This window comes from Shewanella sp. 5_MG-2023 (genome assembly GCF_030547465.1).
Classification (GTDB): domain Bacteria; phylum Pseudomonadota; class Gammaproteobacteria; order Enterobacterales; family Shewanellaceae; genus Shewanella.
On the sequence record NZ_JAUORC010000015.1, the window covers coordinates 47,848 to 62,079 of the forward strand.

At 39.8% G+C, this 14,232-nt stretch carries 16 protein-coding genes; 10 read left to right on the forward strand and 6 right to left on the reverse strand.

The window, feature by feature from the left end:
• Positions 1-87: 87 nt before the first annotated feature.
• On the reverse strand, positions 88-1,302 hold the full coding sequence (locus tag Q4557_RS10545; protein ID WP_102438224.1) for a lytic murein transglycosylase: 1,215 nt from the start codon (positions 1,300-1,302) through the stop codon (positions 88-90).
• A gap of 197 nt (positions 1,303-1,499) precedes the next feature.
• On the opposite strand from Q4557_RS10545, the gene Q4557_RS10550 reads away from it, so the two are divergent.
• Entirely contained in the window at positions 1,500-1,859 is a 360-nt protein-coding gene (locus Q4557_RS10550; protein ID WP_076537554.1) for a DUF2750 domain-containing protein, read from the forward strand.
• 100 nt (positions 1,860-1,959) lie between these two features.
• A complete protein-coding gene (locus tag Q4557_RS10555; RefSeq protein WP_303412561.1) occupies positions 1,960-2,598 on the forward strand; it encodes a hypothetical protein in 639 nt (212 codons plus the stop codon).
• Between the two features lie 69 nt (positions 2,599-2,667).
• On the opposite strand, the gene Q4557_RS10560 is transcribed toward Q4557_RS10555, so the two are convergent.
• Positions 2,668-3,609 carry a chemotaxis protein CheV gene (locus Q4557_RS10560; protein WP_102438227.1) on the reverse strand — a complete coding sequence of 314 codons (942 nt, stop codon included), beginning with the start codon at positions 3,607-3,609 and terminating at the stop codon, positions 2,668-2,670.
• A 218-nt stretch (positions 3,610-3,827) separates the two neighbouring features.
• Between Q4557_RS10560 and Q4557_RS10565 the strand changes: the two genes are divergently transcribed.
• The 5 genes from Q4557_RS10565 (at position 3,828) to Q4557_RS10585 (ending at position 7,355) form a co-directional block, all read left to right on the forward strand.
• The gene (locus Q4557_RS10565; RefSeq protein ID WP_303412565.1) at positions 3,828-4,376 is read left to right on the forward strand and encodes a lipocalin family protein; all 549 of its coding nucleotides are present in this window, start codon (positions 3,828-3,830) and stop codon (positions 4,374-4,376) included.
• Between the two features lie 85 nt (positions 4,377-4,461).
• Positions 4,462-5,010: an LON peptidase substrate-binding domain-containing protein gene (locus Q4557_RS10570; RefSeq protein ID WP_102438229.1), complete on the forward strand. Its 549-nt coding sequence runs from the start codon at positions 4,462-4,464 to the stop codon at positions 5,008-5,010.
• Positions 5,011-5,258: 248 nt separating this feature from the next.
• Entirely contained in the window at positions 5,259-5,921 is a 663-nt protein-coding gene (locus Q4557_RS10575) for a sigma-70 family RNA polymerase sigma factor (protein WP_102519674.1), read from the forward strand.
• Complete coding sequence (locus Q4557_RS10580) at positions 5,914-6,591, forward strand: ChrR family anti-sigma-E factor (RefSeq protein ID WP_303412568.1); 678 nt, start codon at positions 5,914-5,916, stop codon at positions 6,589-6,591. Before Q4557_RS10575 ends, Q4557_RS10580 begins: the two co-directional genes overlap by 8 nt.
• Before the next feature lie 590 nt (positions 6,592-7,181).
• Positions 7,182-7,355 (forward strand): hypothetical protein, encoded by a 174-nt coding sequence (locus Q4557_RS10585; RefSeq protein ID WP_102438235.1) that lies wholly within the window; start codon positions 7,182-7,184, stop codon positions 7,353-7,355.
• Between the two features lie 231 nt (positions 7,356-7,586).
• Here Q4557_RS10585 and Q4557_RS10590 read toward each other — a convergent pair whose 3' ends face one another.
• Entirely contained in the window at positions 7,587-8,582 is a 996-nt protein-coding gene (locus tag Q4557_RS10590; protein ID WP_303412570.1) for a 1-aminocyclopropane-1-carboxylate deaminase/D-cysteine desulfhydrase, read from the reverse strand.
• Between the two features lie 243 nt (positions 8,583-8,825).
• On the opposite strand from Q4557_RS10590, the gene Q4557_RS10595 reads away from it, so the two are divergent.
• Positions 8,826-9,239 (forward strand): YccF domain-containing protein, encoded by a 414-nt coding sequence (locus tag Q4557_RS10595; protein ID WP_076537536.1) that lies wholly within the window; start codon positions 8,826-8,828, stop codon positions 9,237-9,239.
• 97 nt (positions 9,240-9,336) lie between these two features.
• On the opposite strand, the gene Q4557_RS10600 is transcribed toward Q4557_RS10595, so the two are convergent.
• Positions 9,337-9,792, reverse strand: coding sequence for an EVE domain-containing protein (locus Q4557_RS10600; RefSeq protein WP_303412573.1), 456 nt, complete (start codon positions 9,790-9,792; stop codon positions 9,337-9,339).
• Positions 9,793-9,836: 44 nt separating this feature from the next.
• On the reverse strand, positions 9,837-10,769 hold the full coding sequence (locus tag Q4557_RS10605) for a LysR family transcriptional regulator (protein ID WP_102476231.1): 933 nt from the start codon (positions 10,767-10,769) through the stop codon (positions 9,837-9,839).
• Positions 10,770-11,017: 248 nt separating this feature from the next.
• Here Q4557_RS10605 and Q4557_RS10610 point away from each other — a divergent pair, with 248 nt between their 5' ends.
• The gene (locus Q4557_RS10610) at positions 11,018-12,178 is read left to right on the forward strand and encodes a homogentisate 1,2-dioxygenase (protein ID WP_303412575.1); all 1,161 of its coding nucleotides are present in this window, start codon (positions 11,018-11,020) and stop codon (positions 12,176-12,178) included.
• A gap of 72 nt (positions 12,179-12,250) precedes the next feature.
• Entirely contained in the window at positions 12,251-13,291 is a 1,041-nt protein-coding gene (gene hppD, locus Q4557_RS10615) for a 4-hydroxyphenylpyruvate dioxygenase (protein ID WP_102438245.1), read from the forward strand.
• A gap of 78 nt (positions 13,292-13,369) precedes the next feature.
• Here hppD and Q4557_RS10620 read toward each other — a convergent pair whose 3' ends face one another.
• Positions 13,370-14,086: an RluA family pseudouridine synthase gene (locus Q4557_RS10620; protein WP_102438247.1), complete on the reverse strand. Its 717-nt coding sequence runs from the start codon at positions 14,084-14,086 to the stop codon at positions 13,370-13,372.
• Positions 14,087-14,232: the final 146 nt, after the last annotated feature.

The window sequence follows — 14,232 nt, forward strand, 5'->3', positions numbered from 1 at the left end:
TGAACTGAGTTTAAGCACTAAGCCTGCGAACTGGCAGAGAATAAACTCTCAGCGATGCAATCATTATTTTTTAATTGAAGCTACGGATTATAAACTGATCTTAATACCTAACGCGGCGAAGGTTTTTTGATCGGGAAAGCCATCAGCAATCAAGTTTTTACTGCGCTGAAATGCCTGCACTCCTGCAATCGAGTTTCGCCCGAGTACACCATCTGGCTTACCAACATCAAAACCCAGTTCATTTAATTTTGCTTGCATAAGCTTAATGTCGCTGCGATTAAATAGACCATGATCCGGCGCGCTTACTCTCAGCGGCGCTGCACCATTCACCCTATCGGCTAAATGGCCCACGGCAATGGCGTAAAATTCAGAGCGATTCCAGCGCATAATGACATCAAAGTTATCGTAACCTAAGAATGCTGGCCCGGTATGACCAGACGGGACATACAATGAGGCTTCCATCTCTGGAGTCGTCAACGGTGTGCCATTGGCTTGCTTGAGGTTTAATGCAGCCCAATCGGTTAACGGTTTAGGGTGCTTGCGGCCAAGGTATTGGTAATCATAATTTTCAGGCAATAATACTTCTCTGCCCCAGCGTTCATTCGCTTTCCAGCCCAGTTGCTGCAAAAAGTTTGCCGCAGACGTTAGGGCATCGGCAGTGCTATTCCACAAATCGACTTTACCGTCACCATCACCATCAACGGCATATTTAGCGTAATTGGTTGGCATAAATTGAGTATGCCCCATCGCGCCAGCCCAAGAGCCCACCATAGTCGCATCATCAAATTGATACTTTTCTTTAAGCTTTAAAGCTTGCATCAATTCATTGGTAAAATAGCTACTACGACGAGGATCGCAGGCTAATGTCGCTAACGAATTTAACACTGACATTTTGCCCTTATAGCCACCAAAGTTGGTTTCCAGCCCCCAAAAAGCAATGATATATTGGCCTGGTACCCCATACTCAAGGGTAAGCTTATTTAATAATTCTCGATGCTCGGCTAATAAACGCCGCCCCTCTTTAACACGCCAATCAGTCACACGCTTATTGAAGTAATTACCAAAGGTGGTGCTAAACTCTGGCTGCTGATTATCAAGCTCAATCACTCTAGGAATGTACTTTAGATTAGCGACACTGGTATTTATCGTTTGCTCGGATAAGCCTTCACTGCGGGCTGTAACTTTAAGCTTATCCACACACTGGGAAAAATCATCGGACGCTGCAATTGCTTGAAGACTAACAAAGCAGCTAGAAACCACTACAGCCGATTTTAGTAACGCCGGAAATTTGAAACTCACCATAAAAAGAATACTTCGACTAATCAATGAATAGCCACATCCTGACTTATCAAGCAAAAGGAAACAAGATCAAAAACCGCTAAAACTGTGATAATTTGTATTTGTTTATTTCATTTTGCGATAGAAGATTAATAGTGTTTTGTATTGTTTAGCGTTAACGTATAATGCATCAGTTAATTGAAATTTCTAAGAGACTAATCATGATTGAACTAACCCCTGCAGTTGTAAGCTTTATTGAAAATGTGAAAAAGCATCAAGTCCTTTGGGGCTTAGCGGATGAGACTGGTGAAGGTTGGGTTGTCTGTGACTCTTCTGAATTTGAACAAACTGATGTGATGCCTTTATGGTCAACACAAGCTGCGGCGGCAAGCCATTGTACTGAAGAGTGGGCAGACTATGTCGCTGTTGAGATCAGTGTGAATGACTTTTTAGAATTTTGGGTTGGCGATTTAAATGAAGACGGTGTATTAATCGGTCTTGATTGGGTTGCAAACGAAGAATGTTTAGAAGTAGATCCAATTGAATTAGCTAAAGAGCTAGTTGATATTGAAGCCGAATAATTACATTCTTGGCTAAATTAAGCTGCTGCAGTTCGTTACGAACTAAAGCAGCTTTTTTATAAGAAAAATTTACTTGCCAGTTATAACTTAAAGGCCTGTTTTGAATCATTTACCTCCCCTAATTGATATCCCTTTCGATCTTCGCCATCAATGCTGGTTTTGCGCCGAGCCTAGTAACGATGTGTTCAGTTATTATGCTAAAGCATCAACCCCGCACCCTTCATTAACACTGCCAGTATGCAGTGAGTGTGCAAGGTTAGCTAAAAAGAATTTACTGACTTCTATTTGGGATTGCAGAGACGCAGTAAAAGATGACTTAATGCAGATTTATCATAAAGATCTCGCCATTGGCATTAATTGGACCGAAGAAGAGTTGGCTGAGTCAGGTTTTGATTGTCGAATATTATCTGGCTTTAAAGAAAGTGCATGGATGATGTACAACATTGCCAAAGGCCGCATTAATGCAAAAGGTTGGCCCTTGGTGCTCAATGGCATTGATATTGAACAAGGTTATAGCGCGGTATTTGAGTTTGATGGTTTACAGTTTAATAGCCTAAATAAGGCAATTAATCACTATTGTGACACCTTAGCGCTCAACAAATCGCTGTTATGTGAAATACTCAATATTGTCGGCAAAGACAAGTTTTCTTATGCGGTAAGGTTATGTCGAATGAACATTGGCATTACCAAAGAGCATCAAAAGCTGCTTATCGAACAGGTTCAAGAAGAGTTTACTTAAATTTGAGCGACTAAAACAGTAAGCCACAACAGAGCGAGCGCTAACAACCGCATCGCTCTGAAGATACACTTAGTCAAGGATCATCTTTAAGCGCTGCTGCACCGCATCAACCAATAAGTCTGGCTGGAATTTAGAAATAAACTTGTCACAGCCCACTTTTTCAACCATAGCATTATTAAAGCTGCCACTTAACGAGGTATTAAGGGTGATATACAGTGACGCCATGCGCTCATCGGCGCGCACTTCAGCTGTGAGTTTATAGCCGTCCATTTCAGGCATTTCTGCATCGGTAATCATCATCAATAACTCATCGGCAACGCTTTTACCTTCTGCTGCCCAACCTTTAAGCATATTCAATGCTTGCAAACCATCAGAGGCCTCTATGATTTTAATCCCCAGTTGACTGAGGGTGTCGCGTACTTGTTTTCTAGCCGTGGCGGAGTCATCAACAATTAATACTTTTCGGCCCGGCATGTGCGCCACTAATTGTTGATCAAGTACGCCTTCTGATAAGGTAATGTCGTAATCAATGATCTCAGCTAGCACCTTTTCGACATCAATAATAGAGACCAATCTTTGTACATCATTATCTTGCAGTTTAGTGATAGCCGTTAAATAGTTATTAGCCCCAGCAGACTTTGGCGGCGGCATAATATCGCCCCAGGTCATATTGACAATATGCTCTACCTTGCCAACTAAAAAGCCCTGCACACTGCGGTTATACTCAGTAATAATCAAATTACAGTCATCTGAGACTGGCATAGGGCTAAAGCCAATAGCACCGCGCAAATTAATCACTGGAATAGACATACCACGAATGTTGGCAACACCACTAATGTTTGGGTTACTGCCAGGTAATGCGCTTAAAGGCGGAAGCTTAACGACCTCTTTGACTTTGAACACGTTAATAGCAAATAATTGGGTGGCACTAATTTTGAACAACAGTAACTCTAAACGGTTCTCACCGACTAATTTAGTACGTTGATCGACTGAATCCAGCATTTTTTTCATTATTATTTCTCGTTAACTCGACCTTGGTTCTACTAGCCATTAAAAAATTTTTAGCGGATACAACAGCGACATTGACTAAATAAGATTGGCTGTAAAACATCATTTAGAACAGATATTAACCTAATAAATTTTAATATAGATCTTATCGGCAGCATCGTACGTAACATGAGTAATTAGTGCAAATTCAACTCAAGATAAAACTATAGGGATCACAACAAATGACATCGACCAAGGTTTATAACAACATAAAAAGCATCGCCTTGTGTGCCTTGCTAGTTAGCGGAACAAGCGCTTGCACTATGCTCGATAATAAAGTGACTGTGGTTGAAAACTTTAAACTCAACAATTACCTCGGTAGCTGGTATGAAATCGCCAGACTTGACCATTCATTTGAAAGAGGCCTTTCAAAAGTCACAGCCAACTATTCTGTTGATGACGATAAAGTTGTGGTCATCAATCGAGGTTATTCAGACGAAAAAGCACGTTGGAGTGAAGCAGAGGGTAAAGCCTACTTCATTGAAACGGACAATATTGGCCGTTTAAAAGTCTCTTTTTTTGGGCCGTTTTATGGTGCCTATCAAATCCATGATTTGATGGAAGATAACAACGGAAACTATATAAGTTCGTTAGTGATAGGTCCAAACAATGATTATGCGTGGATTTTATCGCGCACACCTAACATCTCTGCCGAGCATAAACTCAGATTCACAGAAAAAATGACCGCATTAGGCATTGATACTCAGCAATTAATTTGGGTAAAACAATAGTGATCATTACCCTCAATATCACCGTATAAACTATTGAAAACATGAATACTACATTCATCATTAAGTTAGTAATAAAGGTGCTGTTATGAAATTGCCTCTGTTCCCATTATCCATTTGCTTGTTACCTCAAGGCTTCACGCAATTGCGCATTTTTGAACCAAGATATAAACGTTTAGTGACTGAATCACTTAAATCAGGTGAAGGTTTTGGCTTATGCATGCTAACCAGTGACAACCAACTCATGCCTTTAGGAACTTGGGTTCATATTATCGATTTTGAAACGCTAGACGATGGACTATTAGGTATTAGTATCGAAGGTAAACAGCGGTTTAAAATCAATCAGTTCGATACTGAAGCTGATGGTTTAAAAAGAGGTGATGTCAGTTTAATCCCCGATTGGCCGCAAACAGATATAAAGCCCAAACAACATTTTTTAAAGAAAACCTTACAAGAGATTTTACAGCAGTACCCACAACAATTATCTCACTATAAAGATGACGACTTTAATAATTTGTCATGGGTCTGTCAGCGCTGGTTAGAGATAATGCCCATTAGCCCAGAGGAAAAGTACCAGTGCATTAATAGTCATAATCACGAAATGACCCAAGCCTTGATCACCAGCATTATTAAGTAATCTTAACGCATTCAAAATCAGGTGGTTAGCGACTTTAACTCAAAGCAAACCACTCAAATTTTTAACTCTTAGTAATAAATGATAAAAAAGTTGCACATTTTTAAGCCTTTTTTGAACCATCTTTCATCCTTTTGCGTATCAACAAGTAACTTTCGGATTTAGTCAGCTTTTAACCTGCTATATAAAACAGATTAATGCAATATATGTGACTAAAGCTCTCTTAACACTGACGATGCGAGTGAAAATAAATGCAAAATTTTCAATCACAAACGGTTCAAAGTCGTTATGATAAAGGTATGTTATCTAAAAATACAAAAGCAATAGATACTGCCATGAAATCAACCGATAAAAATGATGTCGAAGCCCAGATGCTTGCAGGCTTAATGCTACGTGTTGCAAATCATAGAGATAAAGCTGCTTTTGCTAAGCTGTTTGCTCATTTTTCGCCCAAAATACGTTCTTTTGGGATCCAACGTTTGAGCCAACAAGGCTTAGCCATGGACTTAGTTCAAGAAACCATGACCCGAGTATGGACTAAAGCCCATCTTTATAATGTTGATAAAGCTGCAGTAAGCACTTGGGTGTTCACAGTCATGCGTAATCAGTGCTTTGACATGTTGCGTAAAGTGCAACATAACCGTGAAGATGCGTTTGGTGACGATATTTGGTCTCTATTCGATTCTGATGGCAGCGATGAAACTGAAAATGACTTCAAATTGTCTGCCACCTTGCTTAAACACGTTGAGTCACTACCGCCGCTGCAAAAACAGGTGGTGCAAGGCATTTACATGCAAGAGCTCACTCAGCAAGAACTGGCAGATAAATTGAAAGTGCCCATTGGCACGGTTAAATCAAGACTCAGATTAGGATTAGAGAAGTTAAAAGGCTTCATGGAGAAACATTATGATTAATTATCACCCCGATGAGCAATTACTGTCTCTCCATGCCAAAGGAGAACTGCCTTTGTCTCTATCATTGGCCGTGTCAGCCCATTGTGAACTGTGTCGTCATTGCGCCGATAAAATTGAGCAACTAACTTTGTTTGCTGCTGAAAACAGCTTAAATGCGCAACCCACAGCATCACTAGATTCAAGCATAAATGAAGCTATGGATGCAGAGCTTGAAGCCATGCTTAACACTATGATGCAAATGGATGATGCCGTTGATGTATCGCCAAAGCAAACCAAGGTCGCAGTCAAGGTCAAAGGTCAGCAATACAATTTACCGGCTGCATTTCGCCAGCAAGTAGAAAACCATTGGCAAGGTATAGGTAAAGTCAGTCGGTTAAGACTCGACACCGGCGAGAAACAAGCAAGAGCGAGTTTACTGCATATTGATAAAAACGGCGAAATCCCACAGCACACCCATAAAGGCCAAGAGTTGACCTTGTTGTTAGCAGGCGAATTCAGCGATGAATACAACACCTACAGCGCAGGTGACTTTTTGTTACTTAATAGTGACCATGAGCACAGCCCTAAAACAGTTGAGGGGTGTTTATGTTATACCGTTGTTGATGCGCCTTTATATTTTACTAAAGGGATCAGTAAGCTACTCAACCCAATAGGCGAACTGATTTATTAATCAACGGCTTAACACTGACTCTGATTTTAAAGATAAAAGAGTGCTTTAATGACACAAAGCACTCTTTTTTTGCGGTTTTTATAACAGTTATGCTTATCGTCGACTTAGCTAGATTATTTACCCTAACTGAGGATAAGTCGCCACAAAGTACAGTGTGTTGCTGCTTTTGTTGGATAAATATTCAGATAAAGGGCGATTAAGTTCACCTTTTATCCATTAATTGTCCTGAATTGTAAAAAATGTATTGCTATATAAAAAATATATAACTAATATCCTCTGTGTATTTAAGTTTTCTTGTAATTATTTGTTTACCCTTCTGTTAGTCACTCACTACATGCAGTAAACCCACACTACAAGTCATTTGCTAAGTTGTTCTCTGTCATTTGTTTGTCATATGCCTATGTTCAACTAACTACAGCAAGTAAATTGGCGATTAAAAATAAAATTGATCAAACCAGCCTACTTGTAAGTGTAATAAGCACAGTGAACTTAAGCACATAAATCTAAACTTACGCAACACAACTGCTTAAGGATAAATATTGTTATTACTTATTCACCAAAAAGGTGAAAATTAAAAAGGAGTGTGGCACATGTCATACAACATAAATGGTCATGAAATTACAGTTAATTTCCCTGTTAATTCAATATCATCAAATAAAAACTCAATAGCTTTTACCGATAGCCAAGGTAAAACTAAAACAACTTTTTCTAAGCGCACTGAAGCGTTAACATTTATGAAATGGTTACTTACGGCTAACAAGTAAGACTTTTAACGCTTGCGTTATTCATTTGCTCAGTTACTCAATAGACATCGCTTCTCGGTATTTCCTCTCACACCTTACCGGACGTTTATTAGAACTGAGCAACATGAAGTTACCCTCACCCAAGAGCACTTTTCAAATCCTTCTCTAAGCAACTCTCCAACGTCATAATTCAAATCAATTTTCAATATTGTCTCTAATGAATGCTTATCTAGCCTAGATATAAACCCGCTATCATCCTTGCTGTTGATATTTCCTTTTGTAGCGCGCTAACATGCTTGGATTACCCAGCAAGCCCCCTTGATGTAAATACATCACAGGAACAGCAGCACCTTTGTTTAAGTCATCGCCGCTTAGGTTTGCAGTATTTAGATAATGCTCCAGCATGATGAAACCAACTGGGTCATACAACAATTCAAATTCAATACCTTGCTTATTGACGTGTTGCCACATGTCATAACACTGACGGTTCAACTTACCAAAATGATACTTTTTACCATTAGAGATGATCCTTGGATGATAGTCAGTATTATCGGTTAATTGATAAAACTGCTTAGTGAGATATTCATCACCGCCAACACAGCTGCAGGTTAATACCGTTACACTGGGCAGCGAGAGGTCTGATCTGCTGGCTGTTTTACTGAATTCGACAAAAAAACGTTGTAAGTAAAGTGCCGTGGTACCTGTACCTGAAGGAAGAAATAGCTCTAACTTTTTCATATTATTTTGTTTAAGCCATTCAATAATCTCTCGCCCTAGTTGATCAAGCCCTAGCTGAGCATATTCACAACGCCCGCCTTCGGGAACAAACACCGTACTCTTAACGACAAGCTGTTTGTTCGATTCAAACGGCGCTTGAATATCTTGTTGTACATAAGTCTCTAGGTTCAGCTCAATACCCGCTGGCTTTTCAATGATGTTGGCGCCGTTGTCTAAGGCCGCTTTATAGTTTCCTTGGGGGTTTTGCTTAAGATAGCCAGCTATATGGTCAACATAATAATCAAGTTGCCAGCCGCGCATTTTGGCTAAGGCAGCTAAAGAGTGCAGCGAATTTGCTTGCGCTGAGCCATAGCCAACCAGTTTTTTTACTAGAGGGAAATCTTGCTCGAGAAAATATTGAAATTTTCGCGCTTTGTTACCACTGAAATCCGGGTGGAGTAAATCATCGCGTTTTACAAATATCGCCTGCTCTGCAAATCGAATGGTTTGTACTGGTGTGGTGGCAAACATGTTTATCTCAACATCAATGAGTAGAGTTATTATTTTAACTAAAAAATGTTGTTTTTAACTAACCTATTTATGCTGAGAGTTTAAGAGACAATATACCTTATAAAATTATCGTTTAAATTCAGCAAGATAAAAAATATAAATAATGTGGCACAGATTTCGCTTCAATAGTGCATAGTTCGACTAACAAACTGTACAAAGCACGATTAAAAATAGTACGTGATTACAACAAGTAAGGGATTTTAGATGTCAGTATTAAGATTAGTTTTTAATATCGCTTGGTTCATCATGGGCGGCTTTATAATGGGCTTAGCTTGGTGGCTAGCTGGGCTCTTATGTTTTATTAGTATTATCGGTATCCCCTTTGGCCGAGCCTGTTTCGTCATTGGTGAAATGGCATTTTGGCCATTCGGCCAAGAAAATGTAAATCGTAAACACCTATCAGGCACAGAAGACTTTGGTACCGGTCCATTAGGGATGATAGGTAATGTAATCTGGTTTTTATTTTTCGGTATTTGGTTGGCCATCGGTCACCTCACCCATGCTCTAGCTTGTTTTATCACTATCATTGGTATTCCGTTTGCTATACAACATGTGAAGCTGGCTTTATTGAGCCTCACGCCGATTGGACAAACCATAGTGGCAAAAGAAAGCTATTAATCTAAACCAATTTTAATTGCTGTTACTATTGAATGTTAAAAAAGGAGCGCTAATTTATTAGCACTCCTTTTTTATGTTTAAGGCATTTATAAAGCATTTATAAGGCAACGATATAGTTGAACTCTTCTTCTGTCACTGGTTGAACACTCAACCTAGCGCCTTTACTTACTAATACCATGTCAGCAAGTTTTGGATCTGCTTTTAACTGCGCCAAGGTAATAATGCGGGTTAACTTTTGAATAAAACGAATATCTACTGCAACCCATCTCGGTTTTTGTTTATCTGATTTAGGATCAAAATAAGGGCTTTGATTATCAAAGGCGCTTAAATCAGTCACCGCATCTGAGGTCACCTCGGCAATCCCCACAACAGCGGGAACTTTACAGCTGGAATGGTAAAACAGCACTAAATCTCCTGTTTTTACCTCATCCCGTAAAAAGTTTCTCGCCTGATAATTACGTATCCCTTGCCAGGGTTCTGACTGTGGTAAACATGCTGCTAAATCGTCAATGCTGAACTCATCAGGTTCCGATTTCATTAACCAATACTTCATTTAAATCCTTAACAGTAAAACGATAATACTTATGCAATCCATAACTAACCAATGGCCGAATGACTAATTTTTTGATCATTAGTTGATTGATTAAAAGTTGCAAATTCTTCTGAAATTAACTCAGTAAATAATCGGCCCGCCCGCCCAAGTGGCCTTTCTAGGGTCGATACTAACTGCGGGGTAAATCTAAATCTATGGCCACCAACAAAATCTACTATGGCTAAATTCTTGCCCGTAAGCTCATCATTAATAAGAAACTCCGGCATCCAGCCAAAACCTAGCCCTTTTAGTAAGGCATTTTTCTTCATAATAAAGCCTGATAAGTAAAACACTTTGTCGCCGCCAAACTGTAACTCGTCTCGGTGTAGTTTTTGCGGCGATGAGTCTTCAATGGTTAATTCTACATGTTGCTGCAGATCAGTCAGGGTAACACCGGATAACTCAGCAAGAGGATGCTGCGATGAGCAAACCAATAAACTGGTCACTGGTGGCAGTTGTTGGGCAGAAAAATAAGGCCCTGCAAGGTAATCCTTAACCAGCATTAAATCGGCTTTATCTCGCTCAAAACGATGTTGAACGCCGCCTAAAAATTCCATGTTAAGTTGTATCTTGGTAGGAATATTATGCTCAGACATGCGCTTTAACGCTGTCATGATAGGCTCCATTGGCAGCGCGCCGTCAATCACCAATTCAAGCTTTGGCTCCCAACCTTCGCTAAAACGACTGGCTAAATGTTCAATATTGGCTAAATGTTGCAGTAACCGTTGGCCTTCAGCCAAAATCACTTTGCCTTCTGGGGTTAATTCAGCCCGATATTGAGACCGATTAAATAAAGTCACCCCTAGGTGTTGCTCGAGTTTTTTTACTTGATAACTTACTGCTGATTGCGCTTTGTGTAGCCGCTCAGAGGCTTTAGCAAAACTTCCTTCTTCAACAAGTACTTGTAGCACATTAAATGCTTCTACATCGATTTTCATTTAAGCCTCCATGTCCCTATTCTGCCTTTAAGTGTTCTGCAGTCGTGACACTTATGTAAACTTTTATTAACCATCTAAAAATTAGATTAAGTTAAGTGGTTTATTATTCTTTTTTTTGTCCATCCTAGCAACTAAATTGTTAACTAGATCACAAATAGTTTATTAACGCTGCGCTAGAAAAACATTAACAAAGCAGATTAATGAAGCTCAATAACGACAACCAAACGAATAAGAGTTGAGGAGTTACGATGCCGGTTTATGTTCAACAAGGACAAATACCTTCTAAACGCCATATCGCTTTTAAAAAAGACTCTGGCGAGCTTTACCGTGAAGAACTGTTTTCTACTCACGGCTTTGCCAATATTTACTCCAATAAATATCACCATAATATGCCGACTAAGGCATTAGCGGTGGCTCCCTATGCTCTTGAGCACGGCGACGAGTGGCAAGACTCGTTAATCCAAAACTACAAACTCGATTCGCGCCAAGCTGATTGCAGCGGCAACTTTTTCAGTGCCCGTAACAAGATTTTTTATAACAGTGATGTGGCCATGTACACAGCCAAAGTCACTGAAGATACGGCTGAGTTTTACCGTAATGCCTATGCTGATGAAGTGGTCTTTGTCCACCAAGGTGAAGGAACGCTGTTAAGTGAATATGGTCAACTTCAAGTTAAGCAATGGGATTACTTAATCATTCCGAGAGGCACGACTTACCAGCTCAAGTTTAATGATTACAGTAATGTACGCTTATTCGTTATTGAATCAAACTCAATGGTTGAAGTACCCAAACATTTTAGAAATGACTATGGGCAAATGCTGGAGTCAGCGCCATATTGTGAACGTGATATTCGCACCCCTGAACTTACTGATGCTACCGTTGAAAAAGGTGAGTTTCCTTTAGTCAGCAAGTTTGGCGATAAGTATCAACTCACCACCTTAGAGTGGCATCCATTTGATTTAGTGGGCTGGGATGGCTGCGTCTATCCTTGGGCATTTAATATCACCGAATATGCACCTAAAGTAGGAAAAATTCATTTACCGCCTTCTGACCATATCGTGTTTACGGCTAACAATTTTGTGATATGTAACTTTGTACCGCGTCCCTATGACTTCCACCCAGAATCAATTCCAGCACCTTATTACCACAACAACATCGATAGCGACGAAGTGCTGTATTACGTTGACGGTGACTTTATGAGCCGCACAGGTATTGAAGCAGGTTACATGACCTTGCATCAAAAAGGCGTGCCACATGGGCCACAACCTGGGCGCACCGAAGCCTCTATCGGCAAAACCGAAACTTACGAATATGCCGTAATGGTTGATACCTTTGCGCCACTTAATGTAACCACCCATGTCAAAAACTGCATGAGTGATGATTACAACCGCTCTTGGATTGAAGATTAATCACCAACAGCATCCCTATTACACATCACCACAGAGTGATGAAAAATAAAGATAATTATTAAGGAAAACACCATGGCTAGCGAAACAAACCCACTTGGACTACTAGGTATTGAATTTACTGAATTTGCCAGTCCTGATACTGATTTTATGCATCAAGTGTTTGTCGACTTTGGTTTTTCAATGCTTAAACAAGCTAAACATAGCGATATCGTTTACTACCAACAAAACGATATCAACTTCTTATTGAACAAATCTAAGCAAGGCTTCTCAGCTGAATTTGCTAAGTCTCATGGCCCCGCTATTTGTTCTATGGGCTGGCGTGTTGAAGATGCACAATTTGCTTACACTGAAGCTGTAGCGCGCGGCGCAAAACCGGCTGATGATACGGCTAAAGATATGCCTTACCCTGCTATTTACGGTATTGGTGATAGCTTAATTTACTTCATCGATGTATTTGGCACTGACAATAATATTTATGCTAATGATTTTGAAGATTTAGCTGAACCTATTATTGTAGAAGAAAAAGGCTTTATGGAAGTCGATCACCTGACCAACAATGTTTATAAAGGCACCATGGAAAAATGGGCCAACTTTTATAAAGATATTTTTGGTTTCACTGAAGTGCGTTATTTTGATATTAGTGGTTCACAAACTGCGCTTGTATCTTACGCCCTGCGTTCACCTGATGGCAGCTTCTGTATTCCGATTAATGAAGGTAAAGGCAATGACAAGAACCAAATTGATGAATATTTAGGTGAATATAATGGCCCAGGGGTTCAGCATTTAGCCTTTAGAAGCCGTGATATTGTTGGCTCTTTAGATGCAATGGAAGGTACCGCAATTAAAACGCTGGATATTATTCCTGAGTATTACGACACTATTTTTGACAAGCTACCACAAGTCACTGAAGATAGAGATCGCATCAAGCATCACCAAATTTTAGTTGATGGTGATGACGATGGTTACCTATTACAAATTTTCACTAAAAACCTGTTTGGGCCAATCTTCATTGAAATTATTCAGCGTAAGAACAACCTAGGCTTTGGTGAAGGTAACTTTAAAGCGCTATTTGAATCAATTGAGCGTGATCAAATGAAACGCGGTGTGCTTTAAAGCCTGTTCAGCAGTTTTAATTTGTAAACAAAGCCAGCTTAACTGCTGGCTTTTTCATATCTGAATTTTACTGGAATGCTAAAACGGTGCTTCACACACCATATCAATCATTTCATGAGTTACTGGGTGCTGAAAACGCAGCCTTTGGGCATGTAATAATAGTCGTGGGCCAAAGACTTCTTCTGCAAGCGCCTCTGAAGTGGCATTTTTATATAAATCACAGCCCAAAATAGGATGCTTAACATAGTGACTGTGCAGCCGTAACTGATGTGTTCTACCGGTAATAGGCACAAATTTCACTTTAGTTATTGGTATCGCTTCTTGTAAATGAACTGACTCTATCTCTAACCGCTCTATCACTTCAAATTGACTCTGTGATGGTTTGCCCTTTTCATGGCAAATCTTCATAAACGGAAAATTATCAACATCTTTAGCAATTGGCGCATCAATATAGCCAATTTCTTTATCATGTTGCTGCAGCCCAAAAACATGGCCGAACAAAATCGCACTGTAGGTTTTACTCACAGTTTTATTTTGAAATTGTTTGGTCAGTAAGCCATTAATGGTTTTATTTAACGCCACCAGCATGATCCCTGAGGTACCAAAATCGAGTCGATGGACTAATGTCGCAGTGGGAAAGTCCTGCACTAAACGGTAATGAACAGAGTCTTTATTAAGCGGGTTCTTACCCGATAAACTCAGTAAACCGCTAGGCTTATTTATCAGTAATAAATGCTCATCTTGATACAAAATAGTGATGTGTTCTGAACACGGCGGTGCAATAAATTCAGACATGCTGGCCTTTTTTTGGGGGGGGCAAGGGTTAAGTTTGAAGTTTATGATAGATACAAGCGTTACACTAAATGCTGATGTAAAAATAACAACTTAACGCTAATCGTTTAAATAATATCGACAAAAAAAACCGCTCAACTGAACGGTAT